At 45.0% G+C, this 19,015-nt stretch carries 19 protein-coding genes; 13 read left to right on the top strand and 6 right to left on the bottom strand.

Annotation, left to right across the window (positions count from 1 at the left end; translation table 11 throughout):
* Positions 1-54 precede the first annotated feature (54 nt).
* From M3234_RS27555 to M3234_RS27535, 5 genes are all read right to left on the bottom strand, one after another.
* The gene (locus tag M3234_RS27555; protein ID WP_262307735.1) at positions 55-702 is read right to left on the bottom strand and encodes an ABC-2 transporter permease; all 648 of its coding nucleotides are present in this window, start codon (positions 700-702) and stop codon (positions 55-57) included.
* Complete coding sequence (locus M3234_RS27550; protein ID WP_262307734.1) at positions 699-1,562, bottom strand: ABC transporter ATP-binding protein; 864 nt, start codon at positions 1,560-1,562, stop codon at positions 699-701. The genes M3234_RS27555 and M3234_RS27550 overlap by 4 nt, the downstream gene beginning before the upstream one ends.
* A gap of 7 nt (positions 1,563-1,569) precedes the next feature.
* Positions 1,570-1,941, bottom strand: coding sequence for a GntR family transcriptional regulator (locus M3234_RS27545; protein ID WP_262307733.1), 372 nt, complete (start codon positions 1,939-1,941; stop codon positions 1,570-1,572).
* 732 nt (positions 1,942-2,673) lie between these two features.
* Entirely contained in the window at positions 2,674-3,000 is a 327-nt protein-coding gene (locus tag M3234_RS27540; protein WP_262307732.1) for an AzlD domain-containing protein, read from the bottom strand.
* The gene (locus M3234_RS27535) at positions 2,991-3,710 is read right to left on the bottom strand and encodes an AzlC family ABC transporter permease (protein WP_262307731.1); all 720 of its coding nucleotides are present in this window, start codon (positions 3,708-3,710) and stop codon (positions 2,991-2,993) included. The genes M3234_RS27540 and M3234_RS27535 overlap by 10 nt, the downstream gene beginning before the upstream one ends.
* Before the next feature lie 111 nt (positions 3,711-3,821).
* On the opposite strand from M3234_RS27535, the gene M3234_RS27530 reads away from it, so the two are divergent.
* The 8 genes from M3234_RS27530 to M3234_RS27495 all read left to right on the top strand — a co-directional run bounded on the left by M3234_RS27530 (position 3,822) and on the right by M3234_RS27495 (position 13,795).
* Complete coding sequence (locus tag M3234_RS27530) at positions 3,822-5,222, top strand: aminotransferase-like domain-containing protein (protein ID WP_262307730.1); 1,401 nt, start codon at positions 3,822-3,824, stop codon at positions 5,220-5,222.
* Positions 5,223-6,434: 1,212 nt separating this feature from the next.
* Positions 6,435-7,544 (top strand): AAA family ATPase, encoded by a 1,110-nt coding sequence (locus M3234_RS27525; RefSeq protein ID WP_262307729.1) that lies wholly within the window; start codon positions 6,435-6,437, stop codon positions 7,542-7,544.
* Positions 7,480-8,787: a CpaF family protein gene (locus M3234_RS27520; protein ID WP_262307728.1), complete on the top strand. Its 1,308-nt coding sequence runs from the start codon at positions 7,480-7,482 to the stop codon at positions 8,785-8,787. Before M3234_RS27525 ends, M3234_RS27520 begins: the two co-directional genes overlap by 65 nt.
* 32 nt (positions 8,788-8,819) lie before the next feature.
* Positions 8,820-9,710: a type II secretion system F family protein gene (locus tag M3234_RS27515; protein ID WP_262307727.1), complete on the top strand. Its 891-nt coding sequence runs from the start codon at positions 8,820-8,822 to the stop codon at positions 9,708-9,710.
* A gap of 4 nt (positions 9,711-9,714) precedes the next feature.
* Positions 9,715-10,578: a type II secretion system F family protein gene (locus M3234_RS27510; RefSeq protein WP_262307726.1), complete on the top strand. Its 864-nt coding sequence runs from the start codon at positions 9,715-9,717 to the stop codon at positions 10,576-10,578.
* Positions 10,579-10,654: 76 nt separating this feature from the next.
* A complete protein-coding gene (locus M3234_RS27505) occupies positions 10,655-10,840 on the top strand; it encodes a Flp1 family type IVb pilin (RefSeq protein WP_066322338.1) in 186 nt (61 codons plus the stop codon).
* Positions 10,841-10,866: 26 nt separating this feature from the next.
* Positions 10,867-11,520, top strand: coding sequence for a TadE/TadG family type IV pilus assembly protein (locus M3234_RS27500; protein ID WP_262307725.1), 654 nt, complete (start codon positions 10,867-10,869; stop codon positions 11,518-11,520).
* Between the two features lie 37 nt (positions 11,521-11,557).
* The gene (locus M3234_RS27495; protein WP_262307724.1) at positions 11,558-13,795 is read left to right on the top strand and encodes a DUF5702 domain-containing protein; all 2,238 of its coding nucleotides are present in this window, start codon (positions 11,558-11,560) and stop codon (positions 13,793-13,795) included.
* Here M3234_RS27495 and M3234_RS29800 read toward each other — a convergent pair.
* Positions 13,792-13,998: a hypothetical protein gene (locus M3234_RS29800; protein WP_396954000.1), complete on the bottom strand. Its 207-nt coding sequence runs from the start codon at positions 13,996-13,998 to the stop codon at positions 13,792-13,794. The two genes, M3234_RS27495 and M3234_RS29800, sit on opposite strands and share 4 nt — an antisense overlap.
* On the opposite strand from M3234_RS29800, the gene M3234_RS27490 reads away from it, so the two are divergent.
* The 5 genes from M3234_RS27490 to M3234_RS27470 all read left to right on the top strand — a co-directional run bounded on the left by M3234_RS27490 (position 13,960) and on the right by M3234_RS27470 (position 18,575).
* A complete protein-coding gene (locus M3234_RS27490) occupies positions 13,960-14,772 on the top strand; it encodes a TadE/TadG family type IV pilus assembly protein (RefSeq protein WP_262307723.1) in 813 nt (270 codons plus the stop codon). The genes M3234_RS29800 and M3234_RS27490 overlap by 39 nt on opposite strands.
* Before the next feature lie 19 nt (positions 14,773-14,791).
* Positions 14,792-15,355, top strand: a complete 564-nt coding sequence (locus M3234_RS27485) for a hypothetical protein (RefSeq protein ID WP_262307722.1) — start codon at positions 14,792-14,794, stop codon at positions 15,353-15,355.
* A gap of 137 nt (positions 15,356-15,492) precedes the next feature.
* The gene (locus M3234_RS27480; protein WP_262307721.1) at positions 15,493-16,011 is read left to right on the top strand and encodes an A24 family peptidase; all 519 of its coding nucleotides are present in this window, start codon (positions 15,493-15,495) and stop codon (positions 16,009-16,011) included.
* Between the two features lie 16 nt (positions 16,012-16,027).
* A complete protein-coding gene (locus tag M3234_RS27475; protein WP_262307720.1) occupies positions 16,028-17,662 on the top strand; it encodes an FHA domain-containing protein in 1,635 nt (544 codons plus the stop codon).
* A 22-nt stretch (positions 17,663-17,684) separates the two neighbouring features.
* The gene (locus M3234_RS27470; protein WP_262307719.1) at positions 17,685-18,575 is read left to right on the top strand and encodes a hypothetical protein; all 891 of its coding nucleotides are present in this window, start codon (positions 17,685-17,687) and stop codon (positions 18,573-18,575) included.
* Positions 18,576-19,015: the final 440 nt, after the last annotated feature.

The raw sequence follows: 19,015 nt of genomic DNA, 5'->3' as shown, positions 1-19,015 counted from the left end.
TCAATCCCCCTCGTTGAATGATATGGAAGCTAATTATTGCATTTTCGGTCCACTTTACAAATCTCTTTTGCTAAAAATAACCACTGACAGCCTATAAGATGCAAATGTAATTATTATGCTTACAAGAATAAATAGGAAGCAGAATAATAGGTTCTCTGTCGGAAATAGTTCCCACTGGGAAGGTCCATTATTTTCATCATACATAACCGTTGTGAAACCGAATATAAAAAACCATAACACTGGAATAACCATCGTGATTCCTGCCGCCACTTGATAACCAAGTAAAAAATAGAGAGGATAGAAAGCAGAGATGATGATTAATGCTGTAAAAAGCGATAAGACCAAACTGACGATGGTTCCCCAACCGAGAGTATTATTCGTTGAGATAAAAATAAGAAAAGCAATCGTCCCGTAACTGATTAGGCTGATCCCCCACCACATGAATGCTGCACAGTATTTTGCTTGTACTAATTTTTCTCTTGTAACCGGAAGGCTCGACACTAGCTTTAGCCCCAATTTGTTTGAAGCAGTCGTACCGAAGTTGGAATATATGGAGAGCCAAATGGCAACATACGTAACATAAACAATGATATGGTTAACACCATTTAAAGAACTCACATAGAAAGGCATGATAAATATCAATGGAAAAAGATAACCAAATACTCTTTGCGTATATAGATCTTTTAATAGCAACTGTTTCATGACGTAATCCCCTTTACCGTATAATACATAATGTCTTCGAGTGTCGGCCGTTCGAGTCGAACTCCTTGAGGCAGCAGAGGGGCGACATTGCGTACATCTGTAATGAGTGCTTCCATACTTACATCCGTTTTTCTCACACCTACTGGATTAAGGCCTTGGATTTTCCCGGCAAGTTCACTCGGCCCTTTCACAATCTGATAATCTTCAAAAATAGCATCCTTTTCCTTACTGAAAATGATTTTTCCTTTATTAATAAACGTGATGAAATCGGCAACCTGCTCTAAATCGGTCGTTATATGGGTAGAAAAAAACACCGATTTCTTATCGTCTTGGATGATTTCAAGCAGAATATCAAGTAATTCTCTTCTGAAAACGGGGTCAAGCCCGGCCGTCGGTTCATCTAAAATAATAAGTTCAGGGTGATGAGCGAGAGCAACCGCAATCGCAAACTTCATTTTCATACCTTTTGATAAATGTTTCACTTTCTTCTTTAGTGGCAGATCAAACTTTTTTATAAAGGTATAAAATGTCTCGTCATCCCAGTTCTCGTAAAAAGGGGCAATAATCCGCTTATTTCTCTCCAGTGAAAACTCTTCATAAAAATGACTTTCATCGTAAACAAAGCCAATCCGTTGCTTAATTTCCTTTGTGTTTTCTTTATGAGTCATGCCAAACAAGGTAATTTCACCCGAGTCGATCTTGACTAAGTCCATCAAGCAGCGAATTAACGTGCTCTTACCAGCTCCGTTCGGTCCAATCAATCCCATAATAAAGCCTTTTTTAAAATGGAATGAAATATTGCTCAGTTGAAAATCTTTGAGTCTCTTGGAGACGCCGTTGACTTCGATAATATTTTCCATGTTTTCGTCACTCCTCGTACAGCCGCTTAAGTATTTGTATTAATTCATCCTCACTAATAGCAAAGGCCTTGCTATGCTCGATGATTTCACTTAACTTCTCTTCAATCAGCTTTACTTGTTTTTCTCTTAGCAACTCATGATTTTGGGTTGCAACAAAGGATCCTTTTGCTGGGAAGGTTTCAATAAATCCTTCCTTTTCCAATTCATCGTACGCCCTTTTTGTTGTAATCACACTGATTTGTAAATCCTTTGCCAGATTGCGGATAGACGGGAGAGCTGTTTTCTCTGCCAGTTCTCCTCGCAAAATCTGCTCCTTGATCTGTTCTTTGATTTGGTTATAAATTGGTTGATCGTTACTGTTAGAAATGATGATATTCATCTGAACACCTGCATTTTTTTATTGTTAAACTGTTAATAATGATTATATACAGTATAAACATATTTGTCAAATGGGGAAGATATGAGGTGTTAGCACAACTCCCCATTCAAAGCGTTCAAATCAAAACAAAAAGGAGAACACCTATTAGTCGTGAACAATACCTAATTATAGAATAATGATCGTTGTACACTAAGAAGACATTGGTATAGAAAAGACCATCACGAACTGATCATGATGGTCTATTTATATTAATTCACTTTGTTTTCCCGTACCCGCAGCGAAATCGCCTTCAGCCAATTATCCTTCGTAATGGGTTTTAGATGCAACATACTTCATCGTTCCTTTTAAAGTGCTTACAAATATTCTAGCAAATTACAGAAAAATATTGTTTTTTTATACTTTATTACAACTGAATGTTGATTTCACTGCGTATGACAAATAAGCGGAAGAATTCCGGCTAAATTGGGAAATACCAATATTTCCTTAAAAATAAGGGGAGTTTTTCCGTTTATATTATCCAAACCTTTGGATTTTGTCTTAAATAGAGCAATTAACCGTAATCGGCGAAACGGAAGGCTATCGGCTTAAGGGTCAAAATCGCTCAGCATAAAAAAGACTTGCTGCTACACGGCATATATTCTTCAGCGAAATATAAACAGACAGAAATGTATTGTTTCTGTCTGTTTTGGTCTTGAATGAGTACATTTTTCGGGTCGTGACCAGCGGACACTTTTAAAATACAAACCGTAAGACCATGATTGAGACGATTCCAGCTACAACCGTTCCCAATAAACTGCGTGTGACAATGGCAGTAATAAAAGCAGGCAATGCAGCGATTAACTCAAGGTTATGTTGCAAAGGAACCAATTTTCCGTTTGGCATGAGCAATTCTTGCCCCACTAAGGCGGCCATAACAGCAATAGGTACGTAGTTCAACCAGCGCATCGCCCATTCTGGCAGTTCAACACGGCTCAAAACCGCAATCGGAAGCACCCTTGGAATGAATGTTACTAGGGCACAACCAAAAATAATTAAAAAAATCGACCATCTTACTTCCATTTTTCCACCGCCATTCCGATCGTTGCGGCAATGATGGTCGCCACAATGATCCCCACGCTTCCCGAAGTCACCAAACTTACCCCGACAACAACGGCAACCGCACTCAGGGCAACAAGAACATCTTTCAGCAATTTTCTGCGGCTGGCCAATTGCAGAACAAGCAGACCAATAAACATTCCTGGCAAGGCAAAATCAAGCCCGAATTTTTCTGGATCGGAAATCCATTCTCCGAAAAAAGCTCCTGCAATATTGGCGATAAACCAGTTTAGATAAGCGGTTATATTTAGGCCGTACATCCATTTTTCGTTGAGCCATTTCTTGCCTGCCGCTTCATTCATCGCCACACCAAATGTTTCATCGGTAAGCAGGGAACCGATGAATATATTTTTGGAGGGTGTAAGATGACGGAAATATGGCGATATTGCCGCGCTCATTAACAGATGGCGCAGGTTCACAAAGAAAATCGTAAAGATGATCGCCAGAGCGGGACTATTGGCGCCAATCATCGCGGCCGCAATAAACTGTCCGGAACCCGCGTATAAAAGCAAGGAGATCAGTCCGATTTCCACAATCGAAAGTCCTGCGGTTTTTTCCACAACACCTGCTGCAAATCCTATACTTAAGTACCCCAGTACAGTGGGCAGACAATCCCGTACACCGGCAAGGAAGCTGTTTTCTTCCCGCAAAAGAGTGTTTTCACTTATGTTCATTCTCCCTCACCTACTTTTCAGAAAAATTAGTATGTTATTAACATTACCATCCTCATTGTATGGCTTCAATGATATAATTGTATGCAATACAATTTTTCGAGGTGGGTGGATATGCCGGTCAATTCTTTTGAAAATTATCCGATGTCATGGAAGCCGGATAAGAAACAGCTGGTTTCTCCATTGTACAAGTCGATTGCTAGTTTGCTGGAATATGATATTCTTAATGGCTTTCTCGCACCCAATACGAAGCTTCCACCGCAACGGGAACTGGCAGATTATCTGGACATTAACCTCAGCACTGTGACGAGGGCCTTTAAAATATGCGAAGTGAAAGGGTTAATCTATGCCGTTACAGGAAGGGGAACCTTTGTTACGCCCAATGTGAAAAATGCTATTTTCATGGCCGATAGTGATGAGAATAAGGATTATATCGAGATGGGAATCATCAAGCCGCTTGACCATACCAACTCATATGTCGCCCAAGCGATTAAAAGCATTGCCGCGAAGGATTATCTGGAGAGTTTATTAGATTACAGGCACCCGTTGGGCATGCCTTATCACCGAATGGCCGCCAAAAAGTGGATGCAGCGCTTTAACATGGATGTACCGATTGAAAATATTGCGATTACTTCAGGAGGACAAAATTCGTTTTCGCTGATTCTAATGGCCTTATTTCATCCAGGAGATAAAATCGCGGTCGATCTCTATACGTATCCTAATTTTGTCGACCTGGCCAAAATCATGAATATCCAACTAATCCCGATCGAAGGGGATGAGCAAGGCATGAGTCCCGATAGATTGGATGCCGTCTGCAGAAACACTCCATTACAGGGAATTTATTTGAATCCCTCCTGCAATAATCCGACTGCGGTTACCATGACCATGAATCGCAGAAAGGAAATTGCGGAGGTCATCAATAAACACGAGCTTATCTTAATTGAGGATGATGTATACTCTTTCCTCGGTCCGGATGGCTATTACCCGATATCGCATTATGTGCCAGAGCGGTTTGTTTATATCCTGAGTGTTGCCAAATCACTCAGCTCCGGTGTTCGCGTTGCCTTTATTGCTTACGCCGAGCGGTTTATGGAAAAAATCACGTATGGAATTTTCAATCTCAACGTCAAAACATCTGCCTTAAATGCGGAAATAATCACAGAGTTGATTCATACAGGGGCTGCTGAACAAATCATTAAGAAGAAGCGGGAAATTTCAGAGGAGCGGAACAGGGTGTACCAGAAATATTTCCAACTTCATCACCCCAGCGAAAACCCGATTAGTTTTTTCCGCTGGCTGCCATTAAATAAAGCTTGGCAGCTCAACCAGTTTGAGCAAATCGCTTTAACCCGGGGAATCCATGTTTTTCATTCACATCGTTTCTTAGTCAAAAAAGATGAAGCCCCGCAATTTGTTCGGATTTCACTAACATCTCCCAATGACATCGAGGAGTTAGAGGAGGGGCTTTGCAGACTGAAGAATTTTTTGCTGGATACGGAAGAAGCGCTGCAATAAATGCAGGTTCGAAGTTTTCCACAAAGAAGCGCATTTCCTTTGAAAGAAATGCGCTTTTCTTCATAATTGAGCTTTCCTACCGGCTGGCGTACATAGTTAAGGGTTTCTTCGTGTGCTTCTTTAACAGCTGCCATTACCTTGTTGTCAGGCTCCGCCAAGCTTGTTTTTGTTGTTTGATCATAAATCGCCCGTAATTCTGACTCCGAATCTTTAACCAGCCATTTCCCTCGTTCTTTCGCAATTTTCATATCAATCACGCCAAGGTGGCTTCCCCACCTCCCGGCCATGACAACAGGTACCCCGTTGATTGTCCCTTTTTTCGTGTCTACTCCTGGGAGATTTCCATAGTTTCCTGGGAATGTGGAATGGCTATGCCCGGAAATGATGGCATCGATGCCTTCAATTTTTGTCAGATCATAAAAGGCATTTTCCTGTCTGATCGGGCTTGGCTGCCATCAAAGTCTGATACGAAAGGGGAGCGGCTAAGACGGATAGTGCCATCGTAGTTGCTGCTAATCTCTTATATGCTTTCGCTAATGGTTTTTTCAACGGAAACAGCTCCTTATCAATGTTTTTGTTTAAACCATTTTAAATAATAAAGGGAAGTAACCATTGTTAAATGGGCCTTGAGAAGGCAGTATTCTAAATATTTCGTAAACCTAGTGTAAATCATTAGGTCTATACTCCTATTGTGCAGCTAGGGAAGCATCTTACCGTTTTAGCACCTATATCTTAAAAAGAATTTTTCTGCAAAATCACCCAAAATTAGGACATTTTTACTATAAACTTTTAGATTTTTAAAATATTCTAAAAATTTTGGTTAATTTTCTGTTAAAAACGACCCGATCCATTACTTTAGAACTATAACTATTTTCATATAATGACCAGAATACTTTTTAAGAAAGGGGAGTTTTATCCTAGTGTCTATTCCAGCTAGTTATTCCAGATTATTGTAAAAGAATTAAGGGTATTGTATTATTTTTGTAATATTATGAGTAATTATCTAGTAGTTACATAATTTTGGAAGAGGAAAAGAGGGAACTGCTGTGAAAAAGAGTTCATCGCGTCGAATCGCCATCCTGTTGGGGGTTCTTTCTGCTGTTTTCATCGTAGGGGGAGTTGCAAAAATTTTTAACGTTTTGTAACTTGTTGAGTTCACGGGGGATACAGGAACCATCCTCGGGGGCCCGCTTCGCCTGAAAGGAGATCGATATGAGTAGAGTGACGGTTATTTTGGCCGATTCGGATTTGGGCTATATAACCTCCGTGTCGAATTTTATTCGGACATCGGAGTTAAGCAGTCAATTGGCTGTGAAGTATTTTAGCAATCAGGCAGATTTGGAGGCGTATCTTAAGGGGACGACGCAGACGAATCTATTGTTGACGACCGCGGAGTTGATGCCGGAGAACACGGTCTCTGTTGAAACGGTGATTGTTCTGGCTGAAACGCCGAAGGAGCAGGTGCTCAGCAAGGAAAGTCTATTAAAATATCAATCTTTGACCTCCTTATTCTCAAAGGCGCTGGAAATTTATTATCAGCAACATCAACTTGTCAAGCCGATACGGAGTGCGGGTGGCAGCACGAAGGTAGTGTCTGTATATTCACCGATTGGCGGATCTGGAAAAACAATCTTAGCCGTGAATTTGGCCCGGTTGATCGCCAGTGAGGGACAGCGTGTCTTTTATCTAAATCTGGAACTGATCAGTTCGATGCCGCTGTTTTTCAAGACGGAGGAGGTGGCAGACTCTTCCGAGGTGTTTTATTACTCCAAAGCACGGCCGGAAGAGCTTGCTTATAAAATGGAAACCTTGACCCGTCGCGACCGCAATGTGGATTACTTCAATATAAAAAGCATTCCTGAAGAGATGATTGATTTGGCCGCCAAGGATACCGAGGCGATCATTAGCGCGCTGGTACAGAGGGATGTGTACGACTATATTATCATCGACCTGGATTCTTCTCTCGATGAGCGGGTGCTGGCTTCGCTGAGAATGAGCCATCTGACCCTGTGGCCGCTTGTTGTCGATATTCAAAGCTTTTATAAAACGAAGATGGCGCTTGAGGGCTATAAGCGAATTCTTAAGGATGATGATTTGGAGCACAAGATTGCCTTTGTGCTGAACAAGTTTTTGGGTGAAAGGCAGATTCCGGCTGAACTCCACGAATTCGGTCTGGATACCTCGTTCGCGCTGCCATACGTCTCGGAGTGGAAGGCCGTCGGGAATTCACAATTACTGACGACCCACTCGTTCTTCAATGATCAAATCAGGAAGCTGTATCAATTGCTGCTGGAGCATAACCGAGGTGTTGAAATTGGTTGACGAACAGATAGTCGAGGAGCTGCGGTCCAGGGTGCATGATATTGTTACCGCCTCACCTTCCTTTGATGGCGAAGACGGCGACGAAAAAGTCTACGATCTAGTGGAAAAGCATGTGCTGTTCTATTCGAAGGAGCACTACTTAACAGCGAGCCAAAAGCAATGGCTGATTAAGCGAATTTATGCAACGCTAAGAGGGCTCGATGTACTGCAGCCATTACTGGACAATCCGGCGATTACCGAAATTATGATTAATAGCCATGAGGAGATTTTCATCGAGCAGGAGGGGCAGATTTCCCAAGTGCCAGTCCGATTTGAAAGTGAGGAAAAACTCGATCAGATTATCAAGCGGATTGTCGGCAAGGTGAACCGCGTTGTCAATGAAAGCACGCCGATTGTCGATGCCCGCCTGCTTGATGGCTCGCGGGTGAATGTTGTCCTGCCGCCGATTTCCCTGAAGGGGCCAACGATGACGATCCGGAAGTTCCCGGAACGGCCGCTGATGATTGAGGACTTGATTAAGTGGGGTGCCATTTCCAAGGAAGTAGCGGATTTCCTCCAGCAACTGGTCATTGCCAAATACAATATTTTTATTGGCGGGGGAACAGGCTCCGGTAAAACAACTTTCCTCAATGTGCTGTCGAATTTTATCCCGAAGGATGAGCGAATCATCACGATTGAGGATTCGGCGGAGCTGCAAATCAAGAACGTTCCCAACCTAGTCAGCATGGAAACACGTAATTCCAATACAGAGGGCAAAGGCGAAATTACGATTCGTGATTTAATTAAAACCTCGCTGCGGATGCGGCCCGACCGGATTGTCGTCGGAGAGGTGCGCGGCCCGGAGGCGCTCGACATGCTGCAGGCCATGAATACCGGACATGACGGCTCGCTGTCGACCGGCCACGCCAACTCGATTGCCGATATGATAAGCCGACTTGAGACGATGGTACTAAGCGGCGCAAGTCTGCCGGTGCCGGTCATCCGCTATCAGATCAGCTCGGCAATCGATATTATGGTGCATTTGGGCCGGCTCCGTGACAAGTCACGGAAAGTGCTGGGGATCAGCGAGGTGCTCGGCGTCACCGACGGCGAGATCCAGCTCAATCCGCTGTACCAATTCGAAGAATACGACGAGGTGAACGGGAGGATTGTCGGAAGGCTTGTCCATACCGGGAACAAGCTTCATAACGAGCTCAAACTTCGGTCTGCCGGCATCCGCCCCAACTCTCTGAAGTATGAATAAAAAACCTGTAGTTCTAAAAGGAGGACAGCATAATGGAAATTATGATTGCGGCCGTGGTGATGGTGCTGCTGACGTTGCTCGGGTTTTTTATCTATGACCAGCGGAAGGCCTCTCCGAAGGATATGCAGGATCCCGAGTTTGTTGAATATCAGCGGGCCAAAGTACGCAATACCGAGCTGATTCACTATGCCGACTACAAACTAACAAAGCAAGAATATGCGGCCGCCCTATTGATGGGTGCCGGGTTCTTTTTCCTAGTTGGCTTTTTATTTTACAAAAATCTCATCGTTGCCTTGATTCTTGCGTTACTGGGGTTTGTTTTTCCAAAAATTAGAAGGGTGCAGCTCCGCGACAAACGGAAGCGTGATTTGACACTGCAGTTTAAGAACATGTTGTTTTCCTTGTCGTCATCGCTGTCGGCAGGGAGTTCGGTTGAAAAGGCGTTAAAGGCGGTTAAGGCCGACCTTGAGCTTCTTTATCCTGACCCGAATACATACATCATCCGCGAGCTCGATTTGATTAACCGGAGGATTGCCAATGGCGACCCGATTGAGAAGGTCATCCGGGAGTTCAGTGACCGAGCTGACATTGACGATATCCAGAGCTTCTCCGATGTATTTACCGCCGCCACGAACACTGGTGGAGACTTGGTGGAAATCATCAGCCGGACGTCGATGATTATCACCGAGAAGCTGGAAATCCAGCAGGAGATTCAGGTACTCGTGGCTGGAAAACGAATGGAATCGAACATTTTGATGGTAGCCCCGCTCATGATTATTGCCTTTATGACCTACGCCTCGGATGGCTATATGGAGCCGCTATTTGCGTTTCCGGGGGCAGGGCCGGTGATCATGACGCTTTGTATGGCGATGTTGTGTTTTGTGTTTTGGGTCATTAAGAAAATCATGGACATAAAGGTGTGAGCCGATGCTTGGATACTATATTTATCTCGCCGTGATTGTCGTGGTTTTGCTCATTCTCTATTTAGTAAGTTTTAGGCGTTATCGCGAGTTTGTTCAGGAATACAAAGCTGATTTCAAGCTGACGGCACTGGCGTCGATGTCGCTGCTGCTGATCGACCGACTCAAGCTGATGCACCGGTTTCCCAATGTGTTGAGCGACATTCAGCTGAAAATCCGCCAACTGTATGACGAGCGGCGCGGCACCGAATTTACGAAAATGCATCTGGCCGAGTGTATCTCGATGTTTCTCGTAATTGTGCTGTTCAGCGCGGTTTTCGGAGTTGCCGCCGATGGCAACCTTGGGATGGTGATTTTTGGCGTCGTTTTTGCCGTGCTCATTCCAATCGTGCTGACGCAGAAACTGACCGACCGGGTCAAGGAGCGGCAGGAGGACATCATTTTGGAACTTCCCGAGTTCGTCAACAAGCTGGTGCTGCTGGTAAATGCCGGGATGAATGTTGAAAAAGCAATCGTCCGCGCCGTCAGCCAGAAGAAGGATGCGGAGAAAAATTACTTATATCGAGAGCTGAAGCAGGTTGTCGCAGAAATCAACAACAACGGCAATTTCGCCGCAGCCATTGAGCAGTTCAACAAACGCTGCCGAATTCAAGAGGTGTCGGTGTTCGCCTCGACGCTTCTGCTCAATTACAACCGCGGCAGTGAACTCGTCATTGCACTCCGCGGCCTGTCGCGCGAGCTGTGGGAAAAGCGAAAAGCGGTCGCAAAAATCCGCGGAGAGCAGGCTTCCACGAAGCTGGTGTTCCCAATGGTCATTATTTTTATTGTCATACTGGTTATGATTGGATATCCGGCTATGGCTTTAATGTAGTTAATTTTTGTCGTTCCACTCAAGGGAAGGCAAGTTAACAATCATAAATACATTTTTTTTTGGAGGTTGAAAGGGTATGGGAGCGACTCAAGAGTTGATGCAAAATTTTTGGAATGACGAAGAAGGGATTGGTACAGTCGAGATTCTGCTGATTTTGGCGGTCCTCATTGCGCTTGCGCTGATTTTTAAAAATGAAATCACCGCAATGGTTAACAAAATTTTCGATGCCAACGGAAAGAAAGTCGACGACCTGATTAAGTAATCGTGGGAGATTACGAGAAAGAAAGAATGTGGGATAAGATGCGTGCCGCTTTCTTAAAAAATGAAAAGGGAAGTTTTATCATTGAGGCTTCCCTAGTCTTTCCAATCATTTTTATCACGATCATCATGTTTTTATATTTAAGTATTTATATTTATGAGCATGCGCAATTGTATACCTACGCCAATAAGGCGGCCAACCGAATTGCCTACGCCTGGACCAATAGCAAAACCGATCCCGTCACGTTCGAATTGAAGGCGCCGGGGGAAAGCGATGGCTTGTATTGGCGGCTGACCGATGACCGGATGCTCGGTTCGTTAATCGGGCTGTCAGGCGGGGATTCAGGCAGCATCAGTGTAGGTGGAAGCGGCAGTGGGCTTGTTGGAGAAAAACTCGCCAAATTCACAGGCGTCACGATTCCTGATTATGTCAAGGGCACTGTTTCCTATAAAAATGTCCTCGTGGAGAAAGCCGTAGTCGTCGAGCTGAACCGATCGCTTAGTTTCCCGAAGGTCGTGGAAGATCTGCTCGGCCATGACGTCAAAGTAAAGGCAAGCGCAACGGTCACCGACCCGGTTGAATTTATCCGCACCATCGAATTGATTAAGCTATACGGGCAAGAGCTGCAGGACAGCGGGGTGTCAGCTATTTTACTAAAACAAAAAGGTGCGGAAAAGAAATAGAGGTGGTTTCTCGCTCTCTAGTTTCGGAGGGATTTGTTTGAGAACTTTTTTTAAATCTGAAAAGGGCGTTGTTTCTGTTTTTTTAACACTGATTATTTTGGTTGTGTTTGTGTTTCATGCAGTGTTAATTGACTATGCCCGGATTGTGATTGCCGAAAAGCAAACAGAACGGGCGGTCAAGGCAGCCTCTCGGTCGGTGATGTCTTCGTTTGATAACAGTCTCGTGCCTTATGGGCTTTACGGCCAAACCGGGGATGCGGCAAAGATTTTTGAAAAAGTCGTCCAAAACAACTTGGCAGAGGAGAATCCGACTACGTTCCAATTTATCGATACCAAGGCTGAATCCACATCGGTAGCGATGTCTGGGAAGGAGTACACGCTCGGAAACCTCGATGTCTTTGAAGAACAGGTTTTGCAGCAGATGAAATACATGGCCCCAGTTGAATTTACGAAAATCATGCTGGAAAAATTTAAGCTCCTGGATTTGCAGCAGGATGTGCAGGAAGTGGACACCTTTATTGATGTGATGAGCAAGGTCGAGCCGCTCTACAATGACCGTGAAAAGGCTCTCGATCACCTTGATGATGAGATTGCCTCCGATAAATTGCTGTCGGCGATTAAGAAAAAGCTCGAGGACAAGGACATCACGGAGATTATTGAGGCCACTCGCAGTGAGCTGCCGGCAGATGAGCGTTACATCGTCAGTCTCGGGAACATCGCGGTTCTTGATGATATTGTCAGCATGTCGGCTTTGGCCGCGTTTGCAATTACTGCGTTGAAGAAGAAGGAAACAGAGCTTGAGAACCTGAAGGCTGCCGGGGAGGACACCGCCGAACTGGAGCAGCAAATCAAGGACCTGCAAAAGGCAATCGATGCCTATAAAGCCGAGTCGCAAAAGCTGGTTGAGAAGGTATATAACCACTTTAACGGCATGTCTAACGGCAAAACTGGCGCCATCAACAAGACGTTGGATTATTTAAATACGGCGATTGAGAAAAACAACAAGATTAAAGCGATTGTTGACGACGCGATGGCCAAAAACGCAGGCTCGATGCCAGATGGAGTATCGCTGACCGACATGTATTATGATCCGGCAATCCTTGAAGGCTGGAAGACGAAGCTGATGGCGGTCAAAGACCATGTCGATCCGCTGAGCACGGCAGCTGAATCGGTGAAATCCGCGTTTAATGTGATTAAGTGGGAGGACCCGGTGTCGGTTACCAAGTTTGCCGCGACGATTATTGGCGATATCATCATTATGCGCGAGCGCCTGCCAAAGGCGAAAGCAGCAGCGGTTGATGTACATAAAGTATTTCATGAGCAGCGCGTGCGGATGACCCCGGAGCAGAAGGATCTGAAAGACAAAAAGGAAAAGGAAGCCAATGATGGTGTGGACACCGTGAAGAAGGAAATGGAGGCCATTGAAGCGGCAGCCGTCGAGGATGCTACCTACCAATCAGTCCACAATAAGTTTTTGGCCTATCAAAGCATGAATAAGGCGATTTCCGATGCCAAGGAGGAATTGGCTAAGCTGGATGATTATGAGGGTGCCGCCGATTCCGCGCTGAATATTTTTTCGAAAATGATGAAGGCCGTCCAGGATGGACTTTATGGCTTACGTGACGAATTGTATGTCAATGAGTATATTTTGAAACATTTTAACAGCAGCGAACCATACGATGTCGCAAAATATGAATCGTACTTGTTCGTCAATAAAGAGATCGAGTATATCATGTACGGCTACGCGGTGCCGTATATGAACTATGCAGCCGCCTATTCACAGCTGTTTGCGATGCGGTTTGCGATTAATATCGTCGATCAAATGCTTGACCCGACAAATAAGGCACTGGGTCATCCTGTACTGGTGTTCCTGGTCGTTGTTGCCGGGGCGCTGATTGCGACGATCGATGAAATGAGCGACTTGACCACAAAGGCGCGGGACATTGAGTTTTTGCCAACAAGACTAAAGATGAAGCTTGGCCTTGGAGGCGGACCGGGACTTGCAGTAAACTACCGTGACCATTTACGGTTCTTCTTGCTAATTAACGGCAGTCATGACAATAAAATGATGCGTACGCAGGCAGTTATTGACCATAAAACCGGAGTCAATTTGGCGGAGCGCCCAGTTCAAGTTGTCGGCGAAGCAACCGGCACGGTGAAGCTCTGGTTTCTGCCTGGCGTGATGGATTTGCTCGGCCATGGCGGGATCCTAAACGGCCGGATAGTCGACAAAAACCGATTCGAATTTACCAAAAAGGCGGCGTACTCCTATTAGTGGAGGCGTATCTCGCGAGTTGGAGAGTTATCCGCAAGTTGTGAAGAGTTATCCGCAAGTTGAGGAGAGTTATCCGCAAGTTGAGGAGAGTTATCCGCAAGTTGTGAAGAGTTATCCGCAAGTTGTGAAGAGTTATCCGCAAGTTGTGGAGAGTTATCCGCAAGTTGTGGAGAGTTATCCGCAAGTTGGAGGGTTATGCGCAAGTTGGCGCGGGTTATCCACAAGTTGGAGAGTGTTATGCGCAAGTTGACGAGGGCTATCCGCAAGTTGAGGAGTGTTATCCACAAGTTGAAGCTTGTCAACCGCCAAATAGTAAGACATTTTCAAGGAAGGGAGCGAAGATGGTGTTGTTCAAACGTGAAGAAGGCAGTATTGTGGTTGAAGCTTCATTAGTCCTCCCTTTCTTTTTGATGTTTATCATCTTTCTAACATCCATGATCAAGCTGGCGATCTATGACACCGCGGTCGACCATGCCACCGCCGAGGCGACGAAACAAATTGCCACCCATTTGTATCCGGTGGCGCTAATTAAGGACGCCGCTGCGGACAGAATTAAGAAGACGCCGGTGGGAGAACAGTTTTCGACCTATAAAGGAAAGTTCGACGATATCAAGAGTTTTTTTGAAACCAACATTAATCTTATCAGCGGCTTGTTTAATTCCTCCATCGGCAAATCGTATAATATGGGGCTGGAAAAACTGAGCGGCATTCTCCCGGACGGCTCCGGGGTGAAGGAAATGGCGGAAGGCCAAGCGGCGCCGTTATTCAGCCCGATTGTCCGCCATTATCTCGATATCAATATCGGTAATGAAGACGATCTGAAAGTTACAAAAGTAACCTTGCCGAGTTTGATCACCGGCGGGGAAGCCTATTTTGGCATGGAAGTGACCTATAAGCTTGACCTGCCGCTGCCATTCATTGAAAAAGAAGTTGAAATCAAAAAACGCGCCTACGAACGGGTTTGGATTGGAAAGTAACAACAGAGGAGGAATAATCATGAAAAAATGGACGACTGTACTATCAAGTGTTTTGGCCATTTCTCTATTAGCGGCCTGCGGAAATGATGAGGAGGCCGGTAAAGCACCAGATTCTAAGGCCGCGGAAACGACGGCGCCTGCGAAGGACAACAAGGACGACAATAACAAAACAGCTGAGCCTGCAAAAAAAGGCAGCAAGCTCAGCTTAAATCAGTCGGCCAAAATTGAATCGACTCTAGGTGAATATGAAATGACCGTCAAAAATGTCAAAAAAGTCGATGAAGTGGAAGGCGTTACGGCAGGGCGTGATTTACTCCTTGAATTAGAAATTGAAGTAAAAAACCTCAAGGACAAGGAACTATTGGTGCCGATTCTTAGTCAAAACCGGATTATTACCGAAAATTCCTCTCGCGGGTTCGATCCCTTACAGGTACTGGATGGCAAGGAAGACCGCACAATTGAGCCGAACCAAACCACAACCCTAAAATTGGTTTTTGACGCCGATGAAGAGTCTCAATACGAATTCGTCCATGGCAACGGCATCACTGTTGACGAAGTACATTGGCAATTAAGGCTCAAGTAACCCGCGATTTCAGCGGGTTTCCGAGTTGCAGCAGAAAGGAAAAAACACGAGTAGATATTGACTGGGTTTGAATTTAAGTTATTTTCTCAATCCCGTTTCGCGCTTCTATAAGGATACATAGGAAAGAGGGGGTCTATATGGCATTGTATTTTTATTTATTAATTGTATTTCTGCTGGCGGCGTTTTATTTTGATGCCAGGACCCAGAAGATTCCTAATTGGTTGACGGTTACGGGTGTCGTTGCCGGACTGTTTATCCATGTGATCAGGTCAGGTTTTGCCGGGTTGAAATTTTCCCTTTTCGGCATTATCGTCGGTTTTGTGATCATGTTCGTGCTGTATTTGGCAAAAGCGATTGGTGCTGGCGACGTCAAGCTGTTTGCCGCGATCGGGGCGTTGACCGGGATTGAGTTTTCCCTGTATGGCATCATGTATTCGATCATTTACGCCGGCTTGATCGGCATTGTCCTGCTGCTTGTCAGACGGGAATTTGTTTCGCGGGCGGTGGGGTTATTTTTAAAAATGAATGAACTGAAAGAGGCGCAAGAAAAGGGAGAAGTCATGGAAGAGTACAAGAAAAAAGAAGTCCTGACGTTTCCGTTCATGTATGCGGTGATTCCCGGAATCGCCACCGCCTATTACTACGTGATTCTTTAAGGAAGGGGGGGGAAGCATGCCGAACCAGATGTATTCATTTGATTATCAAGTCTATGACAGCAGTGCCAGAAAATTCATCAAAGTCACAAGAAGCCGCCATCCAATCCACCATGATGAATTAGAGGACCTTTCTGTGAAAATGATTCAGGCAAACGCGATTCCGCCGATTGTCCCGCTGGAAATCGAGGAAATCAATCTCGATGTCACGCTGCACTATGAGATCACGGGCAGGGTTCCATTGGAGCAGTACCTTTCCATGAGAAGCCTAAGCTTGCCGGACTTTTATCAGCTGCTCGAACAAATTATCGGCAAATTTGATGAGAGCCGCGACTACCTGCTGAACGAACAGAAATTTGTCATCCATGAAGCGTTTATTTTTGTTAAAGATAACCTCGAGGACGTTCGCTTGATGTACCTGCCGTTACAGGAAATTGCGGGCAAAGTGCCGATTCAGCTGGAATTCCGCCAATTTATGCTGAATATGGTCGGCCGCATCAGGCAGTTATCCGGAAACGGTTTTCAGGAGTTATTAAACTATTTGGGAAGCAGCCAATTTTCACTGGAGCAATTTCGCAGCATGGTGGCGATGAACCTAAATGCCGCTCGGAGTGGTGTCGGGTTTGCTGACTTGCAGCAGACCGGGTCCGAAGCTGCTGCAAGGACTGGAGTTGGCGCAGGTGCCATTATGGGTGCCGGACTTGGCAAGGGTCCAGGAGCTGGTGCCGGCCGGAGAATGGATGGAAGTCCGGCACAAGCAGCGGAGAAGAACGAGAAATCCTGGTTTAGAAAGTCCAATAGAGAAAAGGCTGCAAAAGGAAAGCCCGAGGGGGAAAAGGCAGATACAGAAAAGCCATGGCATGACGGGGTTGAGGGACAGCCGAAGTCAGAGGTCGCCGGACTCAATCCGAAGGTCAAGCTGTATACGATTTTGGCAGCCATCCTTGCCGCTGCTGGGATTTGGAAGCTGTATCTCAGCAGCCCGAGTGAAGGCATGTTGTTTTTGTGTATTGGGTTAACGATTCTTGCAGCAGACTTGGTGTATATTGTTTTGGCGATTATCAAGCCGGGTGGACAGGTGCCTGTGCCGGTTAAAGAAAAAGGGAAGAAGGAAAAACCGGCACTGAAAAAAACGGCTAAGAACAAGAGACCGAAGGAAGCGGCGGCCGAGGCTGAGTCAGACCCGGCAGCAGCCCTCGCGGCAGTCATCCAACCAGCGCCAGTTTTCTATAATCCAGACGACTACTACCTTCATTTAGGGAACGAGACGACGCTGCTCATGAAGCCTGAAGACAATGGGGATGAGGAAGTAGCCGCGACCGTACTTCTGTCAGAAGTGGAACAGCGGATCTATCCGGTTGTGGAGATTGAGCAGAACGGCAAGGTGGATAAAGTCAAGATTGATAAGGAACTGTTTATTGTTGGGCGCAATCCTGAACAATGTCATTATGTATTAGACGCGGTCGGCATCTCGCGTACCCACTTTGAGATTGCTGCCATCGCTGACGGACAATACGGCATCCGTGATCTGCATTCGAAAAACGGAACCATGCTCAATGGACAGAAGCTGACACCTGGACAAATCTATCCCATCAAGGATCGGGACAGCATTTTTGTCGGCCGCTTGACATGTGCTTTTAAACAGGAAGCTTGAGACCGAAACTGGAGTGGAAATAATGTTGAAAAAAACAGGGGTTCTTCTTTTTGCGGCAGCCATGATCCTCTCAGGCTGTGGGGAAACGAATGAATCCGTCAAACCAGAAGTGAAATCTGAAAATGTTAAGGGCCAAAAGTCAAAGGAAGTCAAGGACTACCGGATGCTGGTTGAAAAGCAAACCAATGAGCGGAATCAATTTTTGCAGGCGGTGAAATATCCGCCGATGCAGGGTGGAGTTGGGCTACTTAGTGTGGAAAAACAAAAGCTGATTTCGTTCTATCAGAATGACGCTGGCTTCTCCATCCATGTGGAAATTGATAAAAATCTTGCTGTTCCAACGGGTGCTGATGTGAAGGAAGCCACTTTGACAAACGGAGAACATGCAGCCTATACAGAGAACGGTGTTGTTTATTACAGGGATCCGTCCTCTGGATTCACATACGTGATTTCTAGTGTGGAAACAGGTGTCGAGGAATTGCTTTCGATAGCGGGCAGTTTGACGGAGAACAACGAGGCGCTGGCAGAGGCGCAGTTTACAGGGATGGATTATCTGCTGCCCCGCAATCTGATCGATAATGACCAGAAGCTCGACGCAATCGGTGCTGTAGTAGGAAAAAAGGCAAACAATATATCGGGACAGCTCGGGAATTATCTGTTTTTGAAATACAGCGGATTTGAGCTGGAGATTTTCGCTGAACCGGCCAAACTGGAGCAGGAACGGGCCAAGCATGAAGCCACCAGGAAATACGAAGAAATCAAGCTTGATGACAGTACCACCGCCTACTTCGTCGAAGTCAACAAGGAAAAATCACTTGAATTCACAAAGGGCAGCTTCGGTTATAAACTATCCGACAACTACCAAAAACTAACCAAAGACCAACTAATACAAATCGCAAATTCTTTTAAATAGGGGGACCATGGGGACGGTTATGATGGCACTTTTCTAGTACTCGAAGAGCCAACATAGCATGTCCCTATGGTCCTTCTAAAATTTCGGTAAAACTATTTTCGAAAAAGTATTGACCTGGATTAAATATTCTAGTAATATTAATTCTTGTCGCCGATAGACTATAACAAAAACATTTAATCTTAAAAAAAGTAATTGACTTTAAAAGATGTTTTTGCTATAATAAATTTCTGTCGCTGAAATAGTCAATTGTTTTGAAAAAAGTGGTTGACTTGGTGAAAAAGAGATGATATATTATTATTCTGTCTCTGGAAACTTGTTCTTTGAAAACTAAACAAACAAAAACGTCAACAATAAAACATTCATTTCTTTCGAAATGAAGCCAACGTAACTTTTATGAGCTAATCAACTCAACTTTATTGGAGAGTTTGATCCTGGCTCAG

It is taken from the genome of Neobacillus niacini (assembly GCF_023715785.1).
Taxonomy (GTDB): Bacteria; Bacillota; Bacilli; order Bacillales; family Cytobacillaceae; genus Neobacillus; species Neobacillus niacini_E.
This window is presented reverse-complemented; position numbering and strand designations above follow the sequence as displayed.

Coding starts and splice junctions, on each gene's coding strand:
- M3234_RS27555 (WP_262307735.1), bottom strand. CDS start 702: ATGAAACAGTTGCTATTAAAAGATCTATATACGCAAAGAGTATTTGGT.
- M3234_RS27550 (WP_262307734.1), bottom strand. CDS start 1,562: ATGGAAAATATTATCGAAGTCAACGGCGTCTCCAAGAGACTCAAAGAT.
- M3234_RS27545 (WP_262307733.1), bottom strand. CDS start 1,941: ATGAATATCATCATTTCTAACAGTAACGATCAACCAATTTATAACCAA.
- M3234_RS27540 (WP_262307732.1), bottom strand. CDS start 3,000: ATGGAAGTAAGATGGTCGATTTTTTTAATTATTTTTGGTTGTGCCCTA.
- M3234_RS27535 (WP_262307731.1), bottom strand. CDS start 3,710: ATGAACATAAGTGAAAACACTCTTTTGCGGGAAGAAAACAGCTTCCTT.
- M3234_RS27530 (WP_262307730.1), top strand. CDS start 3,822: ATGCCGGTCAATTCTTTTGAAAATTATCCGATGTCATGGAAGCCGGAT.
- M3234_RS27525 (WP_262307729.1), top strand. CDS start 6,435: ATGAGTAGAGTGACGGTTATTTTGGCCGATTCGGATTTGGGCTATATA.
- M3234_RS27520 (WP_262307728.1), top strand. CDS start 7,480: ATGATCAAATCAGGAAGCTGTATCAATTGCTGCTGGAGCATAACCGAG.
- M3234_RS27515 (WP_262307727.1), top strand. CDS start 8,820: ATGGAAATTATGATTGCGGCCGTGGTGATGGTGCTGCTGACGTTGCTC.
- M3234_RS27510 (WP_262307726.1), top strand. CDS start 9,715: ATGCTTGGATACTATATTTATCTCGCCGTGATTGTCGTGGTTTTGCTC.
- M3234_RS27505 (WP_066322338.1), top strand. CDS start 10,655: ATGGGAGCGACTCAAGAGTTGATGCAAAATTTTTGGAATGACGAAGAA.
- M3234_RS27500 (WP_262307725.1), top strand. CDS start 10,867: ATGTGGGATAAGATGCGTGCCGCTTTCTTAAAAAATGAAAAGGGAAGT.
- M3234_RS27485 (WP_262307722.1), top strand. CDS start 14,792: ATGAAAAAATGGACGACTGTACTATCAAGTGTTTTGGCCATTTCTCTA.
- M3234_RS27480 (WP_262307721.1), top strand. CDS start 15,493: ATGGCATTGTATTTTTATTTATTAATTGTATTTCTGCTGGCGGCGTTT.
- M3234_RS27475 (WP_262307720.1), top strand. CDS start 16,028: ATGCCGAACCAGATGTATTCATTTGATTATCAAGTCTATGACAGCAGT.
- M3234_RS27470 (WP_262307719.1), top strand. CDS start 17,685: ATGTTGAAAAAAACAGGGGTTCTTCTTTTTGCGGCAGCCATGATCCTC.